General features: G+C 27.2%; 23 protein-coding genes. 16 read left to right on the plus strand and 7 right to left on the minus strand.

Annotation, left to right across the window (positions count from 1 at the left end; genetic code table 11):
- The first annotated feature begins 33 nt into the window (after positions 1-33).
- Complete coding sequence (ychF, locus tag H0H68_RS01225) at positions 34-1,050, plus strand: redox-regulated ATPase YchF (RefSeq protein WP_185853548.1); 1,017 nt, start codon at positions 34-36, stop codon at positions 1,048-1,050.
- Here the strand turns inward: ychF and H0H68_RS01230 are convergent.
- On the minus strand, positions 1,040-2,125 hold the full coding sequence (locus tag H0H68_RS01230; RefSeq protein WP_185853549.1) for a zinc-binding metallopeptidase family protein: 1,086 nt from the start codon (positions 2,123-2,125) through the stop codon (positions 1,040-1,042). The genes ychF and H0H68_RS01230 overlap by 11 nt on opposite strands.
- Positions 2,122-2,922: a diaminopimelate epimerase gene (gene dapF / locus H0H68_RS01235; RefSeq protein WP_185853550.1), complete on the minus strand. Its 801-nt coding sequence runs from the start codon at positions 2,920-2,922 to the stop codon at positions 2,122-2,124. Before dapF ends, H0H68_RS01230 begins: the two co-directional genes overlap by 4 nt.
- Positions 2,923-3,015: 93 nt before the next feature.
- Here dapF and H0H68_RS01240 point away from each other — a divergent pair, with 93 nt between their 5' ends.
- On the plus strand, positions 3,016-4,518 hold the full coding sequence (locus H0H68_RS01240; protein ID WP_185853551.1) for a Do family serine endopeptidase: 1,503 nt from the start codon (positions 3,016-3,018) through the stop codon (positions 4,516-4,518).
- Here the strand turns inward: H0H68_RS01240 and H0H68_RS01245 are convergent.
- Complete coding sequence (locus tag H0H68_RS01245; protein WP_185853552.1) at positions 4,515-5,591, minus strand: LptF/LptG family permease; 1,077 nt, start codon at positions 5,589-5,591, stop codon at positions 4,515-4,517. The genes H0H68_RS01240 and H0H68_RS01245 overlap by 4 nt on opposite strands.
- Positions 5,588-6,712, minus strand: coding sequence for a tRNA guanosine(34) transglycosylase Tgt (gene tgt / locus H0H68_RS01250; protein ID WP_185853553.1), 1,125 nt, complete (start codon positions 6,710-6,712; stop codon positions 5,588-5,590). The genes H0H68_RS01245 and tgt overlap by 4 nt, the downstream gene beginning before the upstream one ends.
- A gap of 95 nt (positions 6,713-6,807) precedes the next feature.
- On the opposite strand from tgt, the gene rsmH reads away from it, so the two are divergent.
- The 13 genes from rsmH to hisS are packed head-to-tail and all read left to right on the plus strand — an operon-like array spanning position 6,808 to position 22,676.
- Positions 6,808-7,722 carry a 16S rRNA (cytosine(1402)-N(4))-methyltransferase RsmH gene (gene rsmH, locus H0H68_RS01255; protein WP_185853554.1) on the plus strand — a complete coding sequence of 305 codons (915 nt, stop codon included), beginning with the start codon at positions 6,808-6,810 and terminating at the stop codon, positions 7,720-7,722.
- A gap of 4 nt (positions 7,723-7,726) precedes the next feature.
- Positions 7,727-8,068, plus strand: coding sequence for an FtsL-like putative cell division protein (locus tag H0H68_RS01260; protein WP_185853555.1), 342 nt, complete (start codon positions 7,727-7,729; stop codon positions 8,066-8,068).
- A 3-nt stretch (positions 8,069-8,071) separates the two neighbouring features.
- On the plus strand, positions 8,072-10,045 hold the full coding sequence (locus H0H68_RS01265) for a penicillin-binding protein (RefSeq protein ID WP_185853556.1): 1,974 nt from the start codon (positions 8,072-8,074) through the stop codon (positions 10,043-10,045).
- A 2-nt stretch (positions 10,046-10,047) separates the two neighbouring features.
- Positions 10,048-11,550, plus strand: coding sequence for a UDP-N-acetylmuramoyl-L-alanyl-D-glutamate--2,6-diaminopimelate ligase (locus H0H68_RS01270; protein ID WP_185853621.1), 1,503 nt, complete (start codon positions 10,048-10,050; stop codon positions 11,548-11,550).
- A complete protein-coding gene (gene mraY, locus H0H68_RS01275) occupies positions 11,550-12,740 on the plus strand; it encodes a phospho-N-acetylmuramoyl-pentapeptide-transferase (RefSeq protein ID WP_185853622.1) in 1,191 nt (396 codons plus the stop codon). Before H0H68_RS01270 ends, mraY begins: the two co-directional genes overlap by 1 nt.
- 2 nt (positions 12,741-12,742) lie before the next feature.
- Positions 12,743-14,104, plus strand: a complete 1,362-nt coding sequence (gene murD / locus H0H68_RS01280; RefSeq protein ID WP_185853557.1) for a UDP-N-acetylmuramoyl-L-alanine--D-glutamate ligase — start codon at positions 12,743-12,745, stop codon at positions 14,102-14,104.
- The gene (locus H0H68_RS01285) at positions 14,101-15,288 is read left to right on the plus strand and encodes an FtsW/RodA/SpoVE family cell cycle protein (RefSeq protein WP_185853558.1); all 1,188 of its coding nucleotides are present in this window, start codon (positions 14,101-14,103) and stop codon (positions 15,286-15,288) included. The genes murD and H0H68_RS01285 overlap by 4 nt, the downstream gene beginning before the upstream one ends.
- Positions 15,278-16,384 (plus strand): undecaprenyldiphospho-muramoylpentapeptide beta-N-acetylglucosaminyltransferase, encoded by a 1,107-nt coding sequence (murG, locus tag H0H68_RS01290; protein WP_185853559.1) that lies wholly within the window; start codon positions 15,278-15,280, stop codon positions 16,382-16,384. The genes H0H68_RS01285 and murG overlap by 11 nt, the downstream gene beginning before the upstream one ends.
- Positions 16,381-17,751, plus strand: coding sequence for a UDP-N-acetylmuramate--L-alanine ligase (murC, locus tag H0H68_RS01295; RefSeq protein ID WP_185853560.1), 1,371 nt, complete (start codon positions 16,381-16,383; stop codon positions 17,749-17,751). The genes murG and murC overlap by 4 nt, the downstream gene beginning before the upstream one ends.
- Positions 17,752-17,799: 48 nt before the next feature.
- Positions 17,800-18,474, plus strand: a complete 675-nt coding sequence (locus H0H68_RS01300) for a cell division protein FtsQ/DivIB (RefSeq protein ID WP_238783975.1) — start codon at positions 17,800-17,802, stop codon at positions 18,472-18,474.
- A gap of 4 nt (positions 18,475-18,478) precedes the next feature.
- A complete protein-coding gene (ftsA, locus tag H0H68_RS01305) occupies positions 18,479-19,849 on the plus strand; it encodes a cell division protein FtsA (protein WP_185853562.1) in 1,371 nt (456 codons plus the stop codon).
- 11 nt (positions 19,850-19,860) lie between these two features.
- Positions 19,861-21,246 (plus strand): cell division protein FtsZ, encoded by a 1,386-nt coding sequence (gene ftsZ, locus H0H68_RS01310; RefSeq protein ID WP_185853563.1) that lies wholly within the window; start codon positions 19,861-19,863, stop codon positions 21,244-21,246.
- A 20-nt stretch (positions 21,247-21,266) separates the two neighbouring features.
- Positions 21,267-22,676 (plus strand): histidine--tRNA ligase, encoded by a 1,410-nt coding sequence (gene hisS, locus H0H68_RS01315; protein WP_185853564.1) that lies wholly within the window; start codon positions 21,267-21,269, stop codon positions 22,674-22,676.
- On the opposite strand, the gene pnuC is transcribed toward hisS, so the two are convergent.
- Both pnuC and H0H68_RS01325 read right to left on the minus strand, forming a co-directional pair.
- Entirely contained in the window at positions 22,645-23,307 is a 663-nt protein-coding gene (gene pnuC / locus H0H68_RS01320) for a nicotinamide riboside transporter PnuC (RefSeq protein WP_394366744.1), read from the minus strand. The genes hisS and pnuC overlap by 32 nt on opposite strands.
- The gene (locus H0H68_RS01325; RefSeq protein ID WP_185853565.1) at positions 23,304-23,939 is read right to left on the minus strand and encodes a 4'-phosphopantetheinyl transferase family protein; all 636 of its coding nucleotides are present in this window, start codon (positions 23,937-23,939) and stop codon (positions 23,304-23,306) included. Before H0H68_RS01325 ends, pnuC begins: the two co-directional genes overlap by 4 nt.
- Before the next feature lie 81 nt (positions 23,940-24,020).
- On the opposite strand from H0H68_RS01325, the gene H0H68_RS01330 reads away from it, so the two are divergent.
- Positions 24,021-25,037, plus strand: a complete 1,017-nt coding sequence (locus H0H68_RS01330) for an Mrp/NBP35 family ATP-binding protein (protein WP_185853566.1) — start codon at positions 24,021-24,023, stop codon at positions 25,035-25,037.
- A 6-nt stretch (positions 25,038-25,043) separates the two neighbouring features.
- Here the strand turns inward: H0H68_RS01330 and H0H68_RS01335 are convergent, their stop codons facing one another.
- Entirely contained in the window at positions 25,044-25,844 is an 801-nt protein-coding gene (locus H0H68_RS01335) for a purine-nucleoside phosphorylase (RefSeq protein WP_185853567.1), read from the minus strand.
- Positions 25,845-25,889 lie beyond the last annotated feature (45 nt).

Here is a 25,889-nt window from a genome sequence, read left to right on the forward strand (position 1 = left end):
AAAAATTGTAATTTTAATGTTAAAATTAAATCAATGAAATGTGGAATTATTGGTCTTCCGAATACAGGGAAGTCAACATTTTTTAACTTTATTTCTAACTCAAAAGCTTTATCAGAAAACTTTCCTTTTTGTACTATAGAACCTAATTATGGAATGACAAAAGTTCCAGATCAAAGGTTATATGAACTCAAAAAGATCATTCAACCAATGAATTCAATTCCATCCGAAATTAAAATAGTAGATATAGCTGGTCTCATCAAAGGTTCCCATAAAGGAGATGGATTAGGAAATAAATTTTTATCTCACGTTCGTGAAACAAATGTAATCATTCATATGATACGTTTTTTTAACGACATGAGTGTGACCCATGTAGAAGGATCTCTAAATCCTATTAGAGACAAAGAAATTATTGACATGGAATTACAGTTAAAAGATCTAGAAACAATAGAAAGTAGATTGGAAAAGATTACAAAGAAAAATAAAATTAATAAATCTATAAATACACTACAAAAAGTTTTTTCTTTTTTAAAAAAAGGAAAAAATATTAGAATGTATCCATTTCAAGAAAATGAAAAAAAACATATTAATGATTTACAGTTATTAACTGTGAAACCTGTTCTTTATGTATGTAATACTGATGAAAAATTGAATGATAAGACTCATTTACATATAAAAAATCTAAAGAAAATAATAGAGATGGAGAATTCTTCTTTGGTGGTTTTATCGTTGAAAAAAAATTGTATTTTCTATGAACTTGACAAAGTTCTTAAAAAAGCCTATAAATTATTAAATTTGCAAAGTTTTTTTACAATAGGAAAAGAAGAAATACGAGCTTGGTCTATCCCCAATCAATGTACAGCTTATGAAGCATCTTCAGTCATTCATACAGATTTTAAAAAAGGATTTATTAGAGCAGAAATTATTCATTATGATGATTTTATAAAATATAGATCAGAAGAAAAAGTAAAAAAGGCAGGAAAAATTTTTTTAGCAGGAAAAAATTATTTGATTCAAGATGGAGATATCATTCGTTTTCGATTTAATCGATAAAAAATTTTTTAGAGTTATTAATTTCTTTCAAAGTTTCAAAAATTAATAATATAGTTTTTTCTACATCTTTTTTATGAACCATTTCTACTGTAGTATGCATGTATTTTAGAGGAATGGATATTAAAGCAGATGTGACTCCTTTATTGGAATAAGCAAAAGCATCTGTATCTGTTCCTGTATATCTAGATGAAACTAAACGTTGAAAAAGTATTTTTTTACTATCAGCAGTATTAATAATAAGTTCTCTAATATTTTTTTGTATTGATGGAGCATATCCAATGACAGGGCCTAATCCACATTTAATATCTCCTTGTATTTTTTTATCAATCATAGGACTAGATGTATCATGCGTTACATCCGTAACAATAGCCATATTTGGTCGTATGGTTTGAGAAATCATTTTAGCTCCTCTTAATCCGACTTCCTCTTGAACAGAATTCACTATGTATAACCCAAATTTTAAATGAACATCATTTTCCATAATCATTTTTGCTATTTCTGCTATTATAAAACCTCCTATTTTATTATCTAAAGCTCTAGATACAAAATAATTGTGATTCATAATAAAAAATTCATCAGGATAAGTAATCATACAACCTACATGAACTCCTAGATTGATCGCCTCAGTTTTACTGGAAACACCAATATCCACAAATATATTATCTATACTAGGAGATTTTTCTTCTGAAGATTTTCTTGTGTGAATAGCTGGCCATCCAAATACTCCATGAACGAATCCTTTTTCTGTATGAATAATGACTCTTTTAGATGGAGCAATTTGATGATCTGATCCTCCATTACGAGAAACATATATGATGCCATCTTCTGTGATATAATTCACTGACCAAGATATTTCATCAACATGAGCTTCAATAATTAATTTATATGGAAAATTCGGATTGATGATTCCTACTGCTGTTCCATATAAATCGGTTTGAATTTTTTCTACATAAGAATTAATGTAATTAATCCATATTTTTTGTCCTTCACTTTCACATCCTGTTGGAGAAGAACTATTTAAATATTTTTTAAGAAATTTTAAAGAATCACTACTAATTGAATAATTACTTTTCATATTAAAATATATCCTTGAAATATAAATTCAACAGATCCAGTTAAATAAATATTTTTGTATTCGTCTTTTGTTTCTTTTAATGAAACCCATAATTTTCCTCCAAGAGTATCAACTTGAATTTCTTCAATAGAGGAAATTTTATTCATTTTATATGCCGCGATAACAGAAGCTGTCACTCCTGTTCCGCAGGATAAAGTTTCGTTTTCTACTCCTCTTTCATAAGTACGCACTTGTAAAGTTTTATTTTCAAATATTTCTACAAAATTCACATTGACTCCTTTTTTCAAATAGGAATTTTGAAATCTAATTTTTCTTCCTTCTTTATACACATCTATTTTATTGATGTTTTCTACAAAAAGTATATGATGAGGAGAACCAGTATTTAAAAAAACGTGTTCTGGATGAATTTCTATTTCATTTTTTTTTATATTCAGTAAACTCATAGAAACCAAATCTTTGTTTTCGTTTCTTTTTATCAATCCATAATGATATCCATCCATAGCTCTAAAATGAATTTTATTACCTTTGGTAATTCCTAATTTTTTAGAAAAATGAATGGCACATCTTCCTCCATTTCCACACATTGTACTTTCTTTTCCATCGGAATTATAATATTTCATATAAAAATCACCTTTAGAATCATTTTGAATCAAAATGATTCCGTCTGCACCAATTCCAAAATGCCTATCACATAATTTTTTTAAAAGAGGATATTCCTTCACTATTTCTTCTGTTCTGGAATCTATGAGAATGAAATCATTTCCTGTACCCTGGTATTTAAAAAAATTCAATTTCACAAAAACGAAGTTAACATTATTTTTTTATAAAAGTTATGGATCTTAATTAATTTCTTCTATATATATTTGTGCTGAATAACTAACTGTCAAAATATGAAGAGAATAGTTTTTTATATTGTACTTAGCAGTATAATGAGTTCAATCATAACCATTGCTGCATATAAACAATACACTAAAGAAGATCCTTTTCTTTTTCCATATACATCATCTTTGGCCAAAACAAGGTTAACCTCATCAGATTCTTCTTCATTGGTTAGTTCTGCAGGATTACCTGATTTTACCAGAGTTGTAGAAAAAACAATCCATGCAGTAGTTAATGTAAAAAATTATTCAAAAAAATATAGTAATCAATTTGATCCATTTGATTTCTTTTTTGGATTTCCTGATGATTTTGAAAATAGAGGAAAAAAACCTCAAAGAAATGACCTTCCTGGACTTCATGGATCAGGAGTCATCATATCACCTGATGGATATATTGTAACGAATAACCATGTGATCAAAGACGCAGAAAAAATTGAAATTACTCTTAATGATCAAAAAACTTATAGAGCTAAGTTGATAGGAACAGATCCTAGCACGGATATAGCGTTATTAAAAATAAGTGATAAAAATTTACCTTTTATTTATTTTTCAGATTCTAATAAAGTGCAGGTAGGAGAATGGGTTTTGGCGATAGGAAATCCTTTTGATTTAAACTCAACAGTCACAGCAGGTATCATCAGTGCAAAAAATAGAAGTTTAGGAATATTAAGAGGAGAAACACAATCAGCTATTGAATCTTTTTTTCAAACAGATGCAGCTGTCAATCCTGGAAATAGTGGAGGAGCTTTAATTAATACCAATGGAGAGTTGATTGGAATTAATACAGCTATTTCTTCATCTTCAGGAAATTTTATAGGATATAGTTTTGCTGCCCCTTCTAATTTAGTAGCAAAAGTTATACAGGATATAAAAAAATATGGAACAGTACAACGTGCATATTTAGGAGTTAGAGGAATGGATCTTTCTAGAACAGAATACTTAAAAGCTTACAATAAAGAAACACATCAAAACATAAAACCACAACAAGGATTTTTAATAGGAGAAGTATTTGATAGAAGTGGAGCTGCAGATGCAGGTCTTAAAAAAGGAGATATCATAAAAAGCATAGACGAAAAATTAATACAAAATATTGCAGATTTATCATTTATTGTGGGAACAAAACATCCAGGTGATAAAGTTAAAGTAAATATTATACGTAACGGACAGAAAAAATCTTTTAAAGTAACGTTAAAAGATTTGCAAGGAAGAACAAAAATAAGAAATAGAGAGGAAATTAGTCCATCTGAATTATTAGGCGCAACATTTGAACCACTTAGTCAAGAGTATAAAAAAGATTTTGGCATTGATTATGGAATTAGAATAAGAGAAATTCGAACAGGTCGTTTAAGTTCTATAGGGATGGAAGAAGGAGACATTATTTTATCTATTAATGGAAAAAAAATGAAAAAACCTAATGATGTTGATCGCGTTTTAAAAAAATACTCAGGAGATGTTACTATCAAATCTATTAAACAAAATGGACAAGTATATATAGCAGGATTTGAAATGAATTAATTATTCCAATAAAAAAACAATGTAATTATTCCGAAAATTACATTCGGTAACCAAACAGATAAATAAGAAGGAATATAATCCTTTGTGGAATATATTTTTGTAACTTCCATGAAAAAAATATAAAAGACAGCTAATATAACCCCTATAATCAGATTATAACCTATTTCACTTTTTTTTCTTTTTGAAGATAGAGATAATCCTAAAATAGTGAATATAAAAGTGGAAAAAGGTAAACTTGTTCTTTGATAATATTCATTTAAATGGATGTTGACATTTCGATTTCTTTTTTCTATGTTTATAAATTTTTTCAATTCAGAAATATTCATAGTTTCTGCTATGTATTCTTCCGGCAAAAGTTCTTCAGGAGTAAAGGAAAATTTCTTGATTTTATAATCACCTTTAATAAAAAAATCATGATTTTTTTTTATTGTAGTCTCTCTGTAATCAGACAAAACGTATATTCTATTTTTTTTGTACCAAAAAATATTTTCAGATTTTAGAATATATATTAATTTTTTTCCATAAAATTTTTGATAAACAAACTCTTTCCCTATATTTTCTTTTTTTGAAAAATTTCTAATAAAAATATATTCATTCTTTGAAATTTGAGTGCTTATCGTTTGATTTTTTTCGTATTTCTTTTTATATTTTGGACTCAATAAATATTGATAATGAAATTGGTTTTTTTTTTTGTTAGCCATAGGCAGAAAATAATAGTTTATTACTAAGGCTACAATTCCTATCATGAAAGCTGATATTAAATAAGGAATAGTTAATCTGTTAAAACTTATTCCACTTGACAGAATAGCCATAATTTCTGAATTCTTTTCTAATTTAGATGTGAAAAAAATAACAGATAAAAAAACGGAAATAGGAGAAAAAGTATTAGCTAACCATATGGACCAAAAAGGATAATAAAAAATTAAAGCTTTTTTAATTGATCCTTGATTGTTTTCCAAACGATGCATACGTTGAGATATATCTATGACTATAGATAGCAATTGCAGAGAAATAGTAATAAATATAAAAGTCAACAAAAGATTACGAATAATATAACGATCAAGAATTTTCATAAACGTTCTTTTAATAAAGGAATTACCGATTTTTTCCAAGAATAAAATTGATCATGCATAATATGAACTCTTGCTTGTTTAATTAAATTGGAGTAAAAAGATAGGTTATGTATAGAGGCTATTTCTTTTGCCAAATTATCTCTGGATAGAAAAAGGTGTCTTACATAAGATTTGCTATATAATTGATCTACACAAGAATTTCCGAATTCATCTAAACAGGAAAAATCTTTTTCCCATTTTTTATTTTTTATATTCATAATCCCTTTCCATGTAAATAACATTCCGTGACGTCCATTTCTTGTAGGAATAACACAATCAAACATATCTATACCAAGAGAGATTCCTTCCAAAATATCGACAGGATTTCCTACTCCCATTAAATACCTGGGTTTTTTTTTAGGTAAAATATCTGTCAACAAATCAGTGATATTGTGTGTTTGTTCTTTCTCTTCTCCTAAACTTAATCCACCTATAGCATAACCTTCAGCTTCTAACAAGCAGATTTCTTCTGCAGAAAATCTTCTTAAATCCGGATAAATACTTCCTTGAACAATAGGGAAAAAACTTTGTTTGTAATTATATATTTCTGGATTTTTTTGTAAATAGGAACAACATTTTTTTAACCAAAGATGCGTTTTTTCTAGAGATTTTTTAGCTTCTTGATGACTACAAGGAAAAGGTGTACAATCGTCAAAAGCCATAATAATATCTCCGCCAATGAAACGTTGAATCTCCATTGATTTTTCTGGAGAAAAAAAATGATAAGATCCATTTATTATCGATTTAAATATTACTCCATCTTCTGTGATTTTATTCAATTTTCTCATAGAAAAAATTTGAAATCCTCCACTATCCGTTAATATAGATTCGTTCCAACTCATAAAAGAATGAATCCCACCTGCTTTATGGAATACTTCAATTCCGGGTTGTAAATATAAATGATAAGTATTTCCAAGAATTATTTTTGATATTTTATTTATCTCATGTATTGGAACAGTTTTAACATAGCCTTTTGAAGCTACTGGCATAAAAATAGGAGTTTCTATCTCTCCATGATCTGTTTCTAAAATACCAGCCCTTGCTTTAGAAAGACAATCCGTTTTGATTAAATTAAATTTCATTGTGAAAAAATTTTTTTTAAATTCTAATGAAAGATGCAACATATACTGATAAAACATAATTTAGTTCTACCTAAATTTTCTGCAAAAAAAAAAAAATGAGTTTTCAACACTTTTACTATCATCATGAGCCAGTTCTTCTAAAAGAAAGCATAGAAAATTTAATCACAGATCGAAATGGAATTTATATAGATGCAACATTTGGTGGAGGAGGACATTCTTATGCTATTTTAAAAAAATTAAATAAAGGAGGAACTTTAATAGCTTTTGACCAGGATAAAGAATCTATAAAAAGGAATTTTATTAAAGATAAACGTTTTCATCTATTTCACAATAATTTTATTCATATACGTGATATTTTGAATCAAAATCATATCGAAAAAGTATCAGGAATATTAGCTGATTTAGGTCTTTCATCTTTACAAATAGACAATCCTGAAAGAGGATTTTCAAATCAATTAAATTGTCCTTTAGACATGAGAATGAATCAGGATTCTACTTATTCTGCTCAAAATGTTCTTAACGAATGTTCAAAAAAAGAGTTATTTCATATATTTTATGAATATGGAGAATTTAAAAAAGCAAAAAAAATTGTGGAAAAAATACTCAAAAAACGTTTTCAAAAAAAAATTACTACTACTTTGGATTTAATTAATCTTTTTTTTATTCATGGATCTTTTAAAAAAAGAAAAAGATTTCTTGCTAGACTTTTCCAATCGATACGAATAGAAGTGAATAATGAAATAAATATTTTAAAGGATTTTTTATTAAAATCTTCTCAAGTTATCCGACCAGGAGGTAGAATAGCTATAATTTCATATCATTCTCTTGAAGATAGAATCACAAAATATTTTTTCAAAAAGGGAATTTTAATAAATAAAATTAACTTAAAATCTCTTCCATTCAGAATGATACATAAAAAAGTAATTAAACCAAGCCTTCAGGAGATCATAAGGAATCCAAGATCCCGAAGTGCTAGATTAAGAATAGCAGAAAAAATAATAATAAAATAAAAACATGAAAACAAATATCAAAGATATCCTGAAAGGAAAATTCTTAGTCAAAGAAGATGCTTACCGTAGTTGGAAATTCATTTTTTTTATGACTGTTCTATCTTTAATCAGCATTACTAGCTCACATATGATGGACAGAAAAATTAGAAAAATAACTAAAATTAGTGAAGAAATTAAAGAATTAAAATCTGAATATGCAAATATACATAGTAAATGTATGAAAATGCAATTATCTTCTTTTATCAGAAAAAAATTGGTGAATCGATTAAAACATTTAGAGGAACCTCCATACGAGTTAATCTTAGAAAATCAACAAGAAAAAGAGATGGATACAAGAAGAAAATAAAGGATGAAACGAGAAAGATATATTTTATTATATAAATCTTACTTAATTGGTTTTTTATTCATCTTTATTGCTGCGTTAATTATTTTCAACTTGTTCTATATTCAAAATTATTCAGAAGGATACAAAAAATCTGTTATAGAAAAAACGATTAGAACTAATTTAATTAAGGCTAAACGTGGAAACATTTATGCATCAGATAGCAGTATTTTAGCTATGTCTGTCATCAGATATGATATTCACATTGATTTTAGATCCATATCTGAAAAATTATTTCAAGAAAACATTTATTCTTTATGTAATTCATTGGAATCTTTGTTTAAAAAACCAAAATTTTTTTTCTATAAAAAATTTCAGTATGAAAAAAAAAAGGGAAATAGATATTTTTTGTTAGCAAAAAATTTAGATTATCCACATTTCAAGATATTACGAAATCTTCCCATTTTCAATAAAGGACAAATCAGAGGTGGTTTTATTGTAGAAAAAAAAATATGCAGAGTTCATACATTGGAAAATATTGGAAAAAGAACATTAGGATATGATGATCATAGAGGAAAAGTCGGACTAGAAGGAGCCTTTAGTAAATATTTGAAAGGAAAAGATGGAAAAAGGTTAGAACAACGTATCAGTTCTAAAATATGGAAACCATTAAAATCAGGAAATGAAATAGATCCAGAAAATGGAAAAGATGTTTATTCGACTATAGATATATATTTGCAAGATATAGCTTATCATGCATTGCTTCAAGAATTATCCATTTCTAAAGCAGATCATGGATGTGTTATTCTTATGGATGTCAAAAGTGGAGAAATTCCTGCTATGATTAATCTAGAAAAAACCAAAAAAAATACTTACGAAGATTTAAGAAATTTTGCAGTATGGGAAGGAAGTGAACCAGGTTCCACGTTTAAAACCATGGCTATTCTTGCTGCTCTAGAAGATAAAAAAATAGATCTTGATATGATTATCAATATAAAAGGTGGAGTCATGAAATTAAGAGGAAAAAAAATACGCGATAGTCACTATAGTGGATATGCAGAAATGAATCCAAAACAAATTTTGGAATTATCTTCAAATGTAGGAATAGCAAAAATTATTTATGAAAATTATAAAAAAAATCCAGAAAAATTCATAGGGCACTTATGCAAATGGAAATTAGATAAAAAAATAGGAATAGATATTCCAGGTGAAAGCATGCCTTTCATTCCAAAACCTGGAAAAAAGAATTGGAGTAGCATAACATTACCATGGATGACTTTTGGATATAATATCAAACTAACTCCTTTACAAATACTTACTTTTTATAATGCTATAGCTAATCAAGGTAAAATGATTAAACCTTTATTTATTAGAGAAATAAAACATCATGGAAAAAGCATAAAAAAATATACAAAACCTATCGTAATGAATCCTTCTATAGCTGAAAAGTCTTCTCTCGTCAAAATTAAAAATATGTTAGAAGGTGTCGTGAAAAATGGAACAGCTAAAAAATATTATAATCCAGAATACCCCTATGCAGGAAAAACTGGAACAACACAGTTAAACTACTGGATAAAAGGAAAACCTTTATCTTATAATAGTTCTTTTGTAGGATACTTTCCTGCTAAAAATCCAAAATATTCTTGTATTGTAGTCATTTCAAAACCAGAAAAAGGATATTACGGAATTGAAGTAGCAGTTCCTGTATTTGACAAGATAGCTAAATCTATTTATCCCAGAATAGTAAAAAAAACATTTTTCGAAAAAAAAGAAAACCAAGAAGATTTTTTTAAAAAGATTAGAGAATCAAAAAATTTTTTTGTTGACAAATCAATCATGCCTAATGTCATATCTTTTCCTGGAAAAGAAATTATTCCTATTCTAGAAAATAGAGGTTTTAACATTCGATATCAAGGAATTGGAAAAGTTATTACTCAATCTGTTCAACCAGGAAATAAATTAAAAAAAAATCAAATGATATTTCTTAAACTAGAAGAATGAAAATGAAAAAGAGATTAAAAGATATTTTAAAAAAAGTAGATGTGTTAAAAATAATAGAAAGAAATATATCTAAATTGATAGAAGGAATTTCTATGAATTCTAAAATCATACAACCAAATATGATTTTTGTGGCTAAAAAAGGAAAAATAACAGATGGACATGAATTTATTATAGAAGCCATACAAAACGGGGCTAATACTATAGTTTGTGAAAAAATTCCTTCTTTTATTCATCAACATATTACCTATATACTTGTTGAAGATTCTATGGAGGCTTTAGGAATTATATCTTCCAATTTCTATGATCATCCTACAAAAAAAATAAAATTAATAGGAGTTACGGGGACAAATGGAAAAACCTCTGTAGCAACGATACTTCATCAATTATTTTCTAAAATGGGAGAGAAAAATATCCTAATTTCTACCATGGGGATCAAAATATTATCTAAAATATATACGACTACACATACAACTCCAAATATTATTGAAATCAATAAATATTTAAATCTATCAATCCGTAAAGGATGCAAATATGCTTTTATGGAAGTGAGTTCACATGGAATTCATCAAAAAAGAATTGCAGGATTATTATTTCAAGGAGGGATTTTTACTAATATAACACATGATCACTTAGATTATCATGAATCTTTTGATCATTATCTATCTACTAAAAAGTTTTTTTTTGAAAATTTATCTAAGAAAGCTTTTGCATTAATAAATTCAGATGATAAAAATTCGTATAAAATCATAAAAAATATTTTATCTAAAACCTATTTTTACGGTTTTAAAAAAAATGCAAATTTCAAAATTCAAATTTTGAAAAAAAGTATTAATGGAAGTCAATTACTTATTGATCGTCATCAAATTTTTACTCATTTAATCGGAACATTTAATGTTTACAATCTATTAGCCAGCTACGCTACAGCCATTTTGCTAGGGAAAAAGAAAGATGATATTCTGAAAAAAATAAAAAATATAAAACCTATCAGAGGGCGTTTTGAACAATTTGTATCCAATTCAGGAATTCGTGTCATTGTAGATTATGCTCATAATCCAAATGGATTAAAAACTGTTTTAAATACTCTTAAAGAAATCAAAAAAAATGATGAAAAACTAATTTGTGTTGTAGGTTGTGGAGGAAATAGAGATATAAAAAAACGTCCTTTAATGGGAAAAATTGTTTCTGAAACATGTGATGTATCTATTTTTACATCCGATAATCCTAGAGAAGAGAATATGGAAAAAATATTAGTTGATATGAAAAATTTTAAATCATATCTCAATAAAGAATTTATTTTAACTTTTGTAAACCGAAAAGAAGCTATTCAAACCGCAATTCAAATTGCGAAAAAAAAAGATATTGTTCTGATTGCTGGAAAAGGACATGAAACTTATCAAGAAATAAAAGGAATACGTTTTCCTTTTGATGATATGAAAGTAGCTCGAGATTTATTAAAAACTTATGATCAATTGAAATGTTGTTGTGTGAAAAATGAAATAAGATGATGATTGATCATTTTTTTAAATACTTAATTCGTATCTATTTTTTGATTAATATCAATTCTGTTTTTTTCAGAGCTGTAATAGCTTTTTTTTTATCGTTTTGTTTAGCATTGGTTTTTTATAAAAAAATTATATACTGGAATTATAGAAAAAAAAATAGCATAGGAGAACATATACGAAATCTTGGACTCATTGGACAAAAAGAAAAAGAAGGAACTCCAACAATGGGAGGAATTATAATGATATTTTCCACATTAATTTCTACAATACTTTTCTCTTCTTTGAAGAATATATATGTACTTATGTTGATTATGACAACATTGTGTATGGGTAGTATTGGATTTGTAGATGATTATATTAAAATAAAATATAACAAAAAAGGACTTAGTATAATGGGAAAAATATTAGGTCAGATTCTATTAGGACTTTTTATTGGAAGCACTATGTATTTTTTTAATACAAATGTTTCTATTCAAAAAATAGATTCAAATTTTTTGGTTAAAAAAGAACATGGTTTCAAGACCACTCTTCCCATTTTTTCTAGTCATAAGAATGAATTTGATTATGCTTATCTTTTAAGTTGGTATAATAAAAAATGGAAAAAATATACTTGGATTGTTTTTATTCCTATGGTGATTTTCATTATGACATTTTTATCCAACGGAGCTAATTTAACCGATGGAATAGACGGATTAACAGCCGGAATTTCTTTTATTATTTTTGCTACTTTATCTTTATTATCTATCATATCAAGTAATAAAATATATTCATCCCATCTTCATTTTATATATATTCCTCATCTAGATGAAATAACCATATTCTCTTTTTCTTTTCTAGGAGCTTTAATAAGTTTTCTTTGGTACAATACCTATCCGGCTCAAATTTTCATGGGAGATACTGGAAGTCTAACTATAGGAGGAGTTATAGCGACTCTAGCTATTATAAACAGAAAAGAATTAATATTACCTATTTTATGTGGAATTTTTTTTATAGAAAATATTTCTGTCATAATACAAGTATTGTATTTTAGATATTCTAAAAAAAAATATGGAATAGGAAAAAAAATTTTTCTCATGGCTCCTTTGCATCATCATTTTCAAAAACTAGGATATCATGAAAATAAAATTTTCAATCGTTTTATCATTATACAAATGATACTTTCTATGTTAGTATTGATTTTATTAATTATATAACAATGAAAAAAAAATTAATAGTAATATTGGGTGGAGGAGAAAGTGGTGTAGGAGCCGCTTTATTAGCTAAAAAAAATGGATTAAAAATATTTTTGTCTGATTCAGGAATTCTTTTGAAGAAATACAAAAGAATTTTAATTCAAAATGAAATTCCTTTTGAGGAAAAAGGGCATACAGAAAGTATAATAATTCAAAAAGCTATCAAAATAATAAAAAGCCCTGGAATTTCTAGTAAAAATTCTTTTATAAAAAGAATTAATTTTTTTGGGATTCCCATTCAATCCGAATTAGAATTTGGAAAAAGTTATCTAAATCACTCCTATGTAATAAGTATAACAGGAAGTAATGGAAAAACAACGACCAGTTCCATAATTTATCAAATTCTTAAAAGAGAAGGAATTGATGTTGGAATAGCAGGAAATATTGGACGTAGTTTTTCTAAAGAAATTATAAAAAAAAAAAATGTTTATGTATTGGAAGTAAGTAGTTTTCAACTGGATGATTGTTACAGTTTTCGATCAGATATTGCAGTTTTATTAAATATTACAAAAGATCATTTAAATAGATATGATGATATTGAAAGTTACATGTATTCTAAATTTAAAATAGCAACTTTGCAAAAAAAAGAAGATATTTTCATTTATAATCATGATGATCCTCTCATAAGAAAGGGATTAAAAAAGTATCCTATTTTTTCTAACTGTATTCCTTTTTCTATAAAAAAAGAATTAGATATTGGCGCTTACATAAAAAATAACAAAATATTTATTCGAAATCAAAAAAATCAAGAAATCTGTTTTTTCAATGTGAAAGATATTCCTTTAATAGGAGATCATAATCTATATAATATTATGGCTTCATTAATGATATCCGAAATATTAAACATAAAAAAAGAATCAATAATTCCTATGATATTAAAATTAAAGCCTATAGAACATCGTATGGAAAAAATACTAAAAATCAATGGAGTTCAATTTATCAATGATTCTAAAGCCACAAATGTTAATGCTGTTTTTTATGCATTAAAAAGTATAAACGGACCTGTTATATGGATAGCAGGAGGAAAAGATAAAGGAAACGATTATATAGAATTAATTCCCTTAGTTAAAGAAAAAGTAAAAGCTATAATTTGTTTGGGAATGAATAATGAAAAAATTATAAATTTTTTTAAAAATATTATTGATATCATTTTGGAAACTAAAAGTATTCAAAAAGCTGTTTACATGGCTTACATATTGTCTTTTCATGGAGATAATATTTTGCTATCTCCTGCTTGTTCTAGTTTTGATCTTTTTAAAGATTATAAAGAAAGAGGAAATAAATTTAAAAAAGAAGTCAGAAAACTTTTTTCTGAAAAAATATGAGAAAAATAGATGTTTTTTTCAATAAATATCTAAAAGGAGATAGATATCTATGGGCTTTCATCTCTTTATTGGCTATATTTTCTTTTTTACCAGTATATTCCGCCAGTACTAATTTAGTGACTACATATGGAGGAACAAATACAGTTTTTAGTTATTTGTTAAAACATGCTCTTTTTTTGTTAGTTGGTTTTTGCATTCTTTTTTTCACTCAATTTATAGACTATAAATATTTTTATCGGATGTCTATACTTTCTATGCCTGTAGTGTTCATTTTATTAGTTTTTACTATTAGTCAAGGAAAAGAATTGGATGGGGTCAATGCTTCTCGTTGGTTGCACATTCCCATTATTAATATATCTTTTCAAACTTCCAGCATTGCTGGATTAGTTCTTTTTATTTATTGTGCTAAATATTTGGCTAAGAAAAAAAAAGAACGTATAAATTTTATAAACTCTTTTTTTCCCTTATTGTTTCCTATATTTTTTATTATTGGATTGATTTTCCCAGCTAATGGTTCTACTGCAATTATTGTTTTTATCTCCGTTTTAATTTTACTTTTTATAGGTGGATATCCATTAACAGGTGTTATGGGAATTTTATTGATGGGGGTTCTATTTGCAGGAATCTATATTTACTCTGTTATAAAATGGGGAGATAAAAATCCTATGAATAGAGTTTATACATGGAAAAGTCGTATAGAAAAATTTTTGGATCATGAATCTGAAGAAAGTTATCAAATGAAACAATCTAAAACGGCTATTGTTTTAGGAAATAAATTTGGTCGTGGACCTGGAAAAAGTGTTTTAAAGGCTTTTCTTCCACAATCTTCTTCTGATTTTATTTATGCTATTATAATAGAAGAATATGGATCTGTTGGAGGAGTAATTCTTTTATTTATTTATCTACTAATTTTACTTAGAATTATGGTAATAGCTACGAAGGTTCAAAATTATTTTTGCTCTTTATTGGTATTAGCTGTTGGGTTACCTATTATTAATCAAGCACTCATTAATATGGGAATAGCTGTTGGTTTATTTCCAGTCACAGGACAAACTTTACCACTAATTAGTGCTGGAGGGACTTCCATGTGGGTTACTTTTTTTAGTTTTGGGATCATATTAAGTGTTAGTCGAATTATATATGATAATTCAACTAATAAAATTATAATTCATAATGAACAATAATATTTCACCCAGAATAATTATTGGGAGTGGAGGGACCGGTGGACACATCTATCCGGGAATAGCTATTGCAGACGAACTTAAAAAACAAATTCCAGAAACCAATATTTTGTTTATTGGATCTAAAAATCATATGGAAATGAAAGAAATTCCTAAGTTTGGATATTCTATTGAAGGAATTTGTATTTCAGGAGGAAAAGATAAATTTTTTTCTGTAGAAGGTTTTATTTTATCTATACAATTGATATATAGTTTTTTCTTGGTAAATAAAATTATCAAAAAATTTTCTCCAGACATAGTTGTTGGAACAGGTGGATTTGTAAGTTTTCCTACTTTATATGCTGCAAAAAAAAATAAAATACCTATTCTTATTCAAGAACAGAACTCTTTTCCTGGATTAACTAATAGAATATTTTCTCGTTATGCTCATAAGGTATGTGTTGCTTATGAGCAAGCTAAGAAATATTTTCCAAAAGAAAAAACCATAATAACTGGAAATCCAGTTAGATCTGGAATCTTTCAATTACCTAGTAAAGAAAAAGCTTGTATTCATTTAGGATTAAAAGTAGAAAGACCTATTATTTTATCTATAGGAGGGAGTCAAGGTTCCAATAGTATGAATAATGCTTGGATAAAAGGGTTAAAAAAACTAATAAAATTAGATATGCAACTTATTTGGCAAGTTGGTAAATTAGATATTCACAGAATAAAAAAAAATAAAATGTCTCATCATTCTAATTTTATTTTAATGGATTTTATTGAAAATATACCGATATGTTATGCTGCTGCAGATCTTATTGTATCTAGAGCTGGAGCTTTAACTATATCAGAAATATGTTTAATAGGAAAACCATACATATTAATTCCTTTTCCTTGGTCTTCCGATGATCATCAAAATAGAAATGCTAAAATATTAGAAGAAAAAGAGGCTGCTTTAATCATTAAAAATGAGGAAATAGAGCAAAAATTAGTCGATTCAACTATACAATTAGTGAATGATTCCAGTATGAAAAAAAAAATGAGTAGAAATATCCTGCAATTAGGAAAACCTAAAGCTACAAATGATATTGTCTATGAGATTTTACAAATTATTTTATGAACTTAAATCAAGTTGATTTTTTTTATTTTCTAGGAATAGGAGGAATGGGGATGAGTTCCCTTGCTAGATATTTTCATGCTATGGGAAAAACAGTTTGTGGTCATGATCAAAGAAGAACTTTTTTGACTAAAAAATTAGAAAAAGAGGGAATATCCATCAATTATCATGATTCTATAGAAATATTACCTAAATGGGTACTGTCTAAACAATGTTTGATTGTGTATACTCCAGCCATTCCTAATCATCATCAACAATGGATCTATTTAAAAAAATATGGAAAAAATATAAAAAAACGTTCTCAGGTATTGTCCTTGATCACAGAAAATGAAATTTGTATAGCCATAGGAGGGACACATGGAAAAACAACCACTTGTACCTTGTTAGGACATATTTTATATAGTGCAGGAATTCATGTTACTGCTTTTTTAGGAGGAATATCTGAGAATTATCAATCTAACATAATATTGAATGGAACTAAAATTTTTTTGGTAGAAGCAGACGAATTTGATCGTTCTTTTTTATATTTATCCCCTAATATAGCATGTGTTACGTCTTTTGACCAGGATCATGTGGATACTTATCCAAAAAAAGAGACTTTGAAAAAGGCTTATCTAGCTTTTTTAAAAAGAATAAAAAAACCATATAAAAAAATATTTCTTTGTCAAGAAGAGTCTTTTCCATCAATAAACGCAATTTATTATTCAGTGATAGAAAAAGCAAATTATTATTCGAATCATTTTTCTAGAAAAAAAAATAAATGGTATTTTGATTTTCATACTCCTACAGGAACATGGAAATCTTTGCCATTACCTATTCCAGGCATACACAATTTAAAAAACGTAACAGCAGCATTAGCTATATCTGACTATCTAAAAATTAATAAAGAAAAAGTAAGAAAAGCTTTGTTTCTATTTAAAGGAATCAAAAGAAGATACTCCATACATTATCAATCCAAAAAGAAAATATATATAGATGATTATGCACATCATCCTACAGAAATAAATGCTTTGATTCATACTGTTAAAGAGTCTTTTCCAAATAAAAAAATATTGGGTGTTTTTCAACCTCATTTATTTAGTAGAACTAAATTTTTTGAAGAATCTTTTGCGAGAAGTTTAGAACATCTTGATATTTTAATCTTATTAGATATTTATCCAGCTAGAGAATTTCCCATGAATGGAATTAATTCGAATAGTTTATTAGAAAAAATAAAAATGAGTTCTAAAGAAATATCGACCTTATCCAAAGTTTTAGAAAAAATTAAAGAAAAACAGAAACATTTTGATATTATTCTTACAATAGGAGCTGGTGATATAGATACCTTAATTATTCCTATAAAAAAATGGTTGTATAAACAATATGGATAAATGAAAAATAAATCCTTTATCCTGATATTATTATTATATATAATTTGTATGGTCTTTCTTTTTTATTTTTCTCAAAAAACACATCAAAACAGAAACTTAAAAAAGTTCAATATCGTCATTGATCCCTTATCTAAAGATCATTTTGTAAATGAAGAAATCATTAAAAATATTCTATTTTATAAAATAGAAAAAATTGAAAAAAAAATCGGTCAATTATGTATATTGAGAATGGAAAAAAAATTAAATAATTATCCTTTTGTAAAAAGATCTGAAGTGTTTCTTAGTGTAGATGGAACCCTAAATATAAAAATTTGGCAGAAAGAACCCATTTTAAGAATAAAAAATGGGAATCAAGAATATTATCTGACCAAAGATGCAGAAGTTTTAGAACTTTCTCCTTTTTATTCGTCAAAAGTTATTTTAGCAAAAGGACCTTTTTCAAAAAAAGAAAAAAAATATTTAGCTGACTTGGTCAAATTTATAAACTCTGATGAACTACTCAAAAACCAAATCATTAGCATCAAAAAAAATGATCATAACTCATTTATTTTAATCCCCAAAATAGGAAATCATCATATTATATTAGGAAATATCAAGGATTTTAAAAATAAATTGAATAAATTAAAAGCTTTTTATAAGCAGTACCTAAATAAAATAGATACTAATCAATATAAATATATTGATTTGCAATATAAAGACCAAGTAGTCGCAAAAAAAAGATAAGTCTATGGAATATCAAGATATAGCTATAGGTCTTGATGTGGGGACCACAAAGATTGTAGCTATGGTAGGAAGGAGAAATGAATATAATAAAATTGAGATCTTAGGCATAGGTAGATCTAAAAGTATAGGGGTGCATAGAGGGGTTGTCAACAATATAACTCAAACAATTGAAGCTATTCGTGAAGCCGTATCTGAAGCAGAACATAGTTCTGGTTTAAAAATAAAAGAAGTTATTGTTGGAATAGCAGGGCAACATATTAGAAGTCTACAACATAATGATTATATTACTAGATTAGATTTTGAAAATGTAATCAATCAAAAAGATATACAAAAATTAATAGATCAAGTTCATAAATTGGTGATGCTTCCAGGAGAAGAAATAATTCATGTCCTTCCACAAGAATATAAAGTCGATAGCCAAGCAGAAATAGGAGAACCAATAGGTATGTATGGAAGTCGTTTAGAAGCAAATTTTCATGTAGTGGTAGGACAAATTTCTTCTATTCGTAATATTGGAAGATGTGTCAAAGCAGCAGGATTGAATTTAGCTGGAATGACTTTAGAACCTTTAGCCTCTGCAGAAGCTGTATTAAGCACCGAAGAAAGAGAAGCTGGTGTAGCCTTAGTGGATATAGGAGGAGGGACCACTGATATTGCTATATTTAAAGATAACATTATTCGTCACACTGCTGTCATCCCTTTCGGAGGAAATGTTATTACTGAAAATATTAAAACAGATTGTTTGATTATTGAACGACAAGCAGAATTACTAAAAATCAAATTTGGATCTGCATGGCCTGGAGAAAATAAAGAGACAGAAATTGTTTGTATTCCTGGATTAAGAGGTCGTGAACCTAAAGAAATTTCTTTGAAACATCTTTCTCAAATTATCCATAAACGAGGATGTGAAATTTTGGAACAAGTCAATCTAGAAATCAAAAATTATGGAAATGAAGAACAAAAGAAAAGACTGATTGCAGGATTAGTTATGACAGGAGGTGGTTCTCAATTAAAACATATTCGTCCTTTAACGGAATATATTACTGGAATGGATGTCCGTATAGGTTATTCTAATGAACATATTGCAGGAGGAGAAAACGGTCTTATAAGCAATCCAGAATATGCAACGTCTATAGGTTTAGTCATTAAAGGACTTGATGATAAAAAAAAATATCTTTGTGCAACAGATATGGGACATAAACATGATGAAAATCACACTTCTGAATTTATTTCTACAAAATTTTATAATAAAAACCGGAAATTAAATTATGAAGAGAATTCGGATCATTCAAAGAAAAAAAATAAAACAAAATCAAAATCTTTTCTTGAAATTTGGGCAGATAAATTCCGTCAAATATTGAATGACACAGAATAATAAACAATGAAATGAAAAAAGAAGATTTTATACAAAAAAAAGAGAACGTTCAATTTGGATTTCCGAAAAATCGTTCAGCAGCAATCAAAGTAATTGGAGTAGGAGGTGGAGGGAGTAATGCTTTAAGTCACATGTTTGAACAAGGAATTACTGGCGTCGATTTCATAGCATGTAATACGGATGCGCAAGCTTTAAATAATAACCCAGTCCCTGTAAAAATTCAATTAGGAGCTTCGATTACGGAAGGTCTAGGTGCTGGAGCAGATCCAGAAGTAGGAGAAAAAGCTGCTTTAGAAAGTTTGGAAGAAATAAAAAGTGTTCTAGATTCTAATACTAAGATGACATTCATTACAGCAGGAATGGGTGGTGGAACGGGAACAGGCGCTGCTCCAATTATTGCAGGAATTTCTAAAGAAAAAGGGATCCTGACTGTAGGAATCGTAACAATTCCATTTCATTTCGAAGGGAAAATGAGATTACAACAAGCTCAAAAAGGAATAGAAGCATTAAGAAAAAATGTGGATTCTCTCATTGTGATTAATAATGATAAATTGAGAGAATTATATGGGAATTTAGGATTTAAAGCTGGATTTGCAAAAGCAGATGAAGTTTTAACCAGTGCGGCTAAAGGGATTGCAGAAGTTATCACTCACCATTATAAACAAAATATAGATTTAAGAGATACTAGAACCGTTCTGAAAGAAAGTGGAACAGCAGTTATGGGTTCTGCTATTTCTGTTGGTGAAAATAGAGCAAAAGAGGCCGTTGTACAAGCCTTGGATTCTCCATTATTGAATGATAATAAGATAACGGGAGCTAAAAATGTTCTTTTGCTTATTGTTTCAGGAAGAATAGAAATTACTATAGATGAAATTGGAATTATCAGTGATTATATACAAACCGAAGCAGGAAACAATGCTAACATTATTATGGGAATAGGAGAAGACGAAAGTTTGGAAGAAAGTATTTCAGTAACTATAGTAGCAACAGGATTTCCTACGGAAATTCAGAGAGCCATTAATCACGAAGAAAAAAAAATTTTTCATAGGTTGGAAGAACCTTATGAGCAAAGATTAACAAAAGCAGAAGAAATTAATTCTTATTCTAAACCTTATTCTAAACGAATAGATCCTTCTTATTCTACAAATTCAAATCATTCAGAAAAATCTTCTTATACTTATAAGAATAAGAAAGAAAATTTTTCATTAAATCAAAAAAAAAGCATTTTCGATCAAGCTATTGATTCCGATTTTTTAGAAACAAAACATAAAAAAAAATATATGATGCTAGAAGATAGTTTTGATCTCCCTATTTCATACAATGAAAATGAAAAAATATTCAAAAAGCGTACTATTAGAAAAGAAAATCATAAAAATGAAAAGTTCAATGACTTTTAACATTTTTCATAATATATTCTATGAAATTACCTAATATTCCCAAAGGAACCAGGGATTTTTCATCAATTGAGATGAGTAAACGAAATTATTTAATTCAAGCTATTAGAGAAAAGTTTGAACTTTTTGGTTTTTGTCCGATAGAAACTCCTTCTTTTGAAAAAATTTCTACTCTTGTTGGTAAATATGGAGAAGAAGGAGATTATTTGATGTTTAAATTACTTCATTCAGGCAATGTTTTAAAAAAAAGAATTTCAGATGTTTTTAGAAAAATCAATAGTAAGGAAAAAACGGTTGATGTTGCAAAATTTTTGGCTGAACAGATATCTAATAAAGCTCTTCGATATGATTTAACGGTTCCTTTTGTACGTTATGTGGTCATGCATAAAAATGAAATTGTTTTTCCTTTTAAAAGATATCAAATTCAACCTGTATGGCGTTCTGATAAACCTCAAAAAGGAAGATTTAGAGAGTTTTATCAATGTGATGCAGATATTATTTCATCATCTTGGTCTTTATGGGAAGAAATAGAATTAATTCAACTTTGTGACGAAATTTTTACAAAACTGAATTTTCCTATCATCATCTATATTAATCATAGAGATATATTAGGAGGATTAGTTGAAATTTCTGGTATAAAAAATAATTTATGGAAAGATTTTACTACATCTTTAGATAAATGGAATAAAATTGGACGAGATTTAGTTAAAAAAGAAATGCTTAGTAAAGGGATTTCATCTCAATCATTTGATAAAATAGCATTTTTTTTCGATATGAAAGATAGTTTTTCTAAAAAAGAAAAACATTTGACTGTAGCCTTTCAATATTCTAAAAAAGGAAAAAAGGGGATCAAAGATTTGAGTTTTATTTATCAAAATATAAAGAGAATTTCTTTACAAAACACAAAATTGGAATGGAATATTTCTTTAGCCAGGGGGATGAATTATTATACAGGTACAATATTAGAAATTGTTCCATTCCATAATAATGGTTATTCAAATTTGATTTCTATTGGTGGAGGTGGAAGGTATGATCAATTAGCTAATTTATTTGGAATGAAAAATATTTATGGAGTAGGAGTTTCTTTAGGTTTAGATAGAATTTATTTAGCTATGGAAAAAAAAAATTTGTTCCAAACTATTTCAAATTATCCTTCAAAAGTTTTGTTTATTAATTTTGGAGATGAAGAGGTTTTGTATGCATATAAAATGGTAAAGTTTTTGAGGAAAAAAGGAATTTCCACTCAATTATATCCTCATGCTGTTAAAATAGGAAAACAATTTAGATATGCTAATGACAATAATATTCCATTTACTATTAGTATAGGAAAAAATGAAATTAAAAGAAATAAAATAAGAGTCAAAAATCTTAAAGAAAGGACAGAAAAAGAATACGATAATATTAATGATGTTGTGAATCAATTAATAAAATGAGTGCTTTTTTCTTCCAAAGAAAAAATCCTGCTACAGCCAATAGAACAAGAAAGATAAATAAAATTCCTGTCAATACAAAACCTTTCAAAAAATAAAGAGGAACGGAAATAACGTTTCCAAACATCCAAAATATCCAATTTTCTACTTTTTTCATAGCCATTTGATACATCCCAGAAAAATAAATACCTGTTGTTAATACATCCATCCAATCAAAATACGATTTAAGTTTTCCATGAAAATAATAAACCATCATACTGAAAATACAGGTAGATAAAAACAAAACAGACGTGTAAAAATAATCTTTTTGATTGCAAAAAGTGATAGGGATTTCTTTATTTTTTTTATCCTTTTTATATAGCCATACATACCATCCATAAAAACTCATCACCGTGTAATACAGATTAATAATAAAATCACCATAAAGAGAAATCACAAAAGTTAAATAACTATATATTATAGTACTTACTATTCCTATTGGATATACCCATATACTATTATTTTGAGCAAAAAAAACACTAAATACTGTAAATACTACAGCTGTAAATTCTAAAATTATGTGAAAAATATTACTATTATAATAGGGGGAAAAAAGGATATCGATCCAATCATTCAAATCAATCATCAGATTCATTTATCTATAATATAAACTAAGTAATGTTCTTCTATTTTTCTATAAAAAGCAGAAAATCTCTTACTGTAGGTCTTTTTTATAATCCAGCATGATATGCAAGAATCTTTTTTCAGACAAAAAGGAGAAACTTTATAATGATCTAAAAAACTGTAAAAAATACCACCTTCTAGTTTATACAAACTTTCTTTAATTCCCCATATAATATGCAGATAATCTTCTTCATAATTTGGATTGATAAAAATAGATTCATCCTCTCTAATAAATTTTTTCTTTATTTTAATTATTTTATTATCTTTTCGCAATTTTTCTATGTCTATCCCTATCTGATAAGAACTTATAGCTATGGCTATTTTTTCAAAAGAATGACTTAAGGAAATATATTTTCCTTCAGAAAAAAGAAAGGGTTTTCTTTTTTCATTATAAAAAATATTCATTTTCATGCCTATATATCTCAGGGCATAACGGATTCCTAAAAATTCTCTTTTTCGTTTTTCTGATAAAGATAAAAAAAGCATTTTATCTTTATCAGAAAGAATTAGTTTTTCTAAAAACGTTGTTTCTAAAAAATGTTCCCATCTAAAAACTATAATCTTTGTATGATAATTATGAAATTTATAGATACAGAAATCCATCCTATTTTTTTTAGTATTTTTTTTTAAATCTAGCCATTTTTTTTTGTACTATTGTGAGTCATAAATAGTCTTTATGTTTCTATGAAAGAAAGAATTGAAAAAGCATTAGAAAATGTTATTATTATTGATAATAAAAATATTATTGAATCTGGTTTTGTAAAAAAGATAGATTTATTAAATAATAAGATAATAATCTATTTGAGTTTATCCAATCCAGCTATGCATTTCAAAAATAAACTAATAAAAGATATAACCCATTCGATCAAAAATCAAAATATATTAGATCCAATATGCATAAAAATAGAAATGAAATCAGATATCAAACCTGTAATAAAAAACATAATAGCTGTAGCTTCTGGAAAGGGTGGAGTTGGAAAATCCACAATAGCAACTAATATTGCTGTTTCTTTAGTGAAAATGGGTTTTCATGTTGGATTATTAGACGCTGACATCTATGGTCCTTCTATTCCATTAATGTTTAATATTGAAGAGAAAGATATTATTAATACAAGGATACATAAAAATGGGATGATAAATCCTATTATTAGTTATGGAGTTAAAATTTTATCTATAGGTTTTTTTTCCAAATATGGAGAGGCTATTGTTTGGAGAGGGCCCATGGTCACTAAAGTTCTGAGACAATTTATTCATGAAACTGATTGGGGTGAGTTAGATTTTTTAATTGTAGATTTACCACCAGGAACAGGGGATATCCATTTATCTCTTTTGCAAGAAATTTCATTAAAAGGAATTGTTATAGTTAGTACATCTCAAAAAATAGCATTATCGGATGTCAATAGGTCAGTAGGAATGTTTCGTATTCAATCTATTTATGTTCCTATTCTTGGAATTATAGAAAATATGTCTTATGTTCTTACAAAAGAAAGCAAAGAAAAATGCTATTTTTTTGGAGAAAATGGAGTCAAGAATTTTTCAAAAAAAATGAATCTTTTTTTTCTTGGAGAAATTCCTATGTTACAAGAAATACGAGAGTATTCAGATTTGGGAATTCCTGGAGTTTTAGAAAACGATAAAATTAAAAATATTTTTCTAAAAATTACGAAAAATATTCTCAATCAATTGAGGGAGTTAATGTGAGATGAATTATAAACAAAGTTTTATAAATTCTTTTACTATTAATATTAGAAGAGATATAGATTTTTCCGTTTCTTGAAAAAATGTATTTCTATAATCTGCATAATTCTGTATTTTTTTATTAGGTTCAGAGAAACTCATCACAATAATAGATATGACTAATACTCTCAAATTCATACATCTAGCAGTGATGATATCTGTGACTATATCCATTCCAACGCTATCTCCACCCATAGATCGTATCATAGCATGTTCTGCATAGGTTTTATAATTAGAATAAGGAAAAGCTACATATACTCCTTTCTGGATAATTATATTATGATTCATTGCTATATTTTCTGCAATTTCTAGCATTTTTTTATCATATGGTTCTGTGATTTCACAAAATCTATTTTTGATCAAATCCTTTATATTAGGACTTTCTGGAAAAAGATTTATATGATCTTTAACCAACATCACATCTCCCATTTTGTAATTTGGATTAACTCCTCCAGAAATATTAATTAATATTAATTTATCGATTCCTATATTTTTACACAAAACAATAGGAAAATTGTTTATCCTATTTTCTTCAGAAAAAGGTTCTATTAAAAAAACTACGTTTTTCCCTTCTATTTGACCAAATAGAAATTTTCCATATAATTTTTTAAGAAGGGGGATTTCTTCATAAGAAATGCATATAGGATTTTGGATTTCCTCTATCAATTTATCAAATTGACTTCCTAATAATAAAATTCCAAAATCAGGTTTTTCTTTGATTTTGTTTTGTATATATTGTTTTGATTTTTCTAAAGTTATAGTCATTGACATAAATTCAAGTTTTTATCAAATTATACGGAACGGAACAACCCAACA

Source organism: Blattabacterium cuenoti, assembly GCF_014251555.1.
GTDB classification, from domain to species: domain Bacteria; phylum Bacteroidota; class Bacteroidia; order Flavobacteriales; family Blattabacteriaceae; genus Blattabacterium; species Blattabacterium cuenoti_P.

Coding starts and splice junctions, on each gene's coding strand:
- ftsZ (WP_185853563.1), top strand. CDS start 19,861: ATGAAAAAAGAAGATTTTATACAAAAAAAAGAGAACGTTCAATTTGGA.
- ychF (WP_185853548.1), top strand. CDS start 34: ATGAAATGTGGAATTATTGGTCTTCCGAATACAGGGAAGTCAACATTT.
- H0H68_RS01335 (WP_185853567.1), bottom strand. CDS start 25,844: ATGTCAATGACTATAACTTTAGAAAAATCAAAACAATATATACAAAAC.
- H0H68_RS01325 (WP_185853565.1), bottom strand. CDS start 23,939: ATGGATTTCTGTATCTATAAATTTCATAATTATCATACAAAGATTATA.
- H0H68_RS01265 (WP_185853556.1), top strand. CDS start 8,072: ATGAAACGAGAAAGATATATTTTATTATATAAATCTTACTTAATTGGT.
- tgt (WP_185853553.1), bottom strand. CDS start 6,712: ATGAAATTTAATTTAATCAAAACGGATTGTCTTTCTAAAGCAAGGGCT.
- murG (WP_185853559.1), top strand. CDS start 15,278: ATGAACAATAATATTTCACCCAGAATAATTATTGGGAGTGGAGGGACC.
- H0H68_RS01240 (WP_185853551.1), top strand. CDS start 3,016: ATGAAGAGAATAGTTTTTTATATTGTACTTAGCAGTATAATGAGTTCA.
- murC (WP_185853560.1), top strand. CDS start 16,381: ATGAACTTAAATCAAGTTGATTTTTTTTATTTTCTAGGAATAGGAGGA.
- mraY (WP_185853622.1), top strand. CDS start 11,550: ATGATTGATCATTTTTTTAAATACTTAATTCGTATCTATTTTTTGATT.
- rsmH (WP_185853554.1), top strand. CDS start 6,808: ATGAGTTTTCAACACTTTTACTATCATCATGAGCCAGTTCTTCTAAAA.
- H0H68_RS01245 (WP_185853552.1), bottom strand. CDS start 5,591: ATGAAAATTCTTGATCGTTATATTATTCGTAATCTTTTGTTGACTTTT.
- H0H68_RS01285 (WP_185853558.1), top strand. CDS start 14,101: ATGAGAAAAATAGATGTTTTTTTCAATAAATATCTAAAAGGAGATAGA.
- ftsA (WP_185853562.1), top strand. CDS start 18,479: ATGGAATATCAAGATATAGCTATAGGTCTTGATGTGGGGACCACAAAG.
- H0H68_RS01260 (WP_185853555.1), top strand. CDS start 7,727: ATGAAAACAAATATCAAAGATATCCTGAAAGGAAAATTCTTAGTCAAA.
- H0H68_RS01330 (WP_185853566.1), top strand. CDS start 24,021: ATGAAAGAAAGAATTGAAAAAGCATTAGAAAATGTTATTATTATTGAT.
- H0H68_RS01270 (WP_185853621.1), top strand. CDS start 10,048: ATGAAAAAGAGATTAAAAGATATTTTAAAAAAAGTAGATGTGTTAAAA.
- murD (WP_185853557.1), top strand. CDS start 12,743: ATGAAAAAAAAATTAATAGTAATATTGGGTGGAGGAGAAAGTGGTGTA.
- pnuC (WP_394366744.1), bottom strand. CDS start 23,307: ATGAATCTGATGATTGATTTGAATGATTGGATCGATATCCTTTTTTCC.
- H0H68_RS01300 (WP_238783975.1), top strand. CDS start 17,800: ATGGTCTTTCTTTTTTATTTTTCTCAAAAAACACATCAAAACAGAAAC.
- hisS (WP_185853564.1), top strand. CDS start 21,267: ATGAAATTACCTAATATTCCCAAAGGAACCAGGGATTTTTCATCAATT.
- H0H68_RS01230 (WP_185853549.1), bottom strand. CDS start 2,125: ATGAAAAGTAATTATTCAATTAGTAGTGATTCTTTAAAATTTCTTAAA.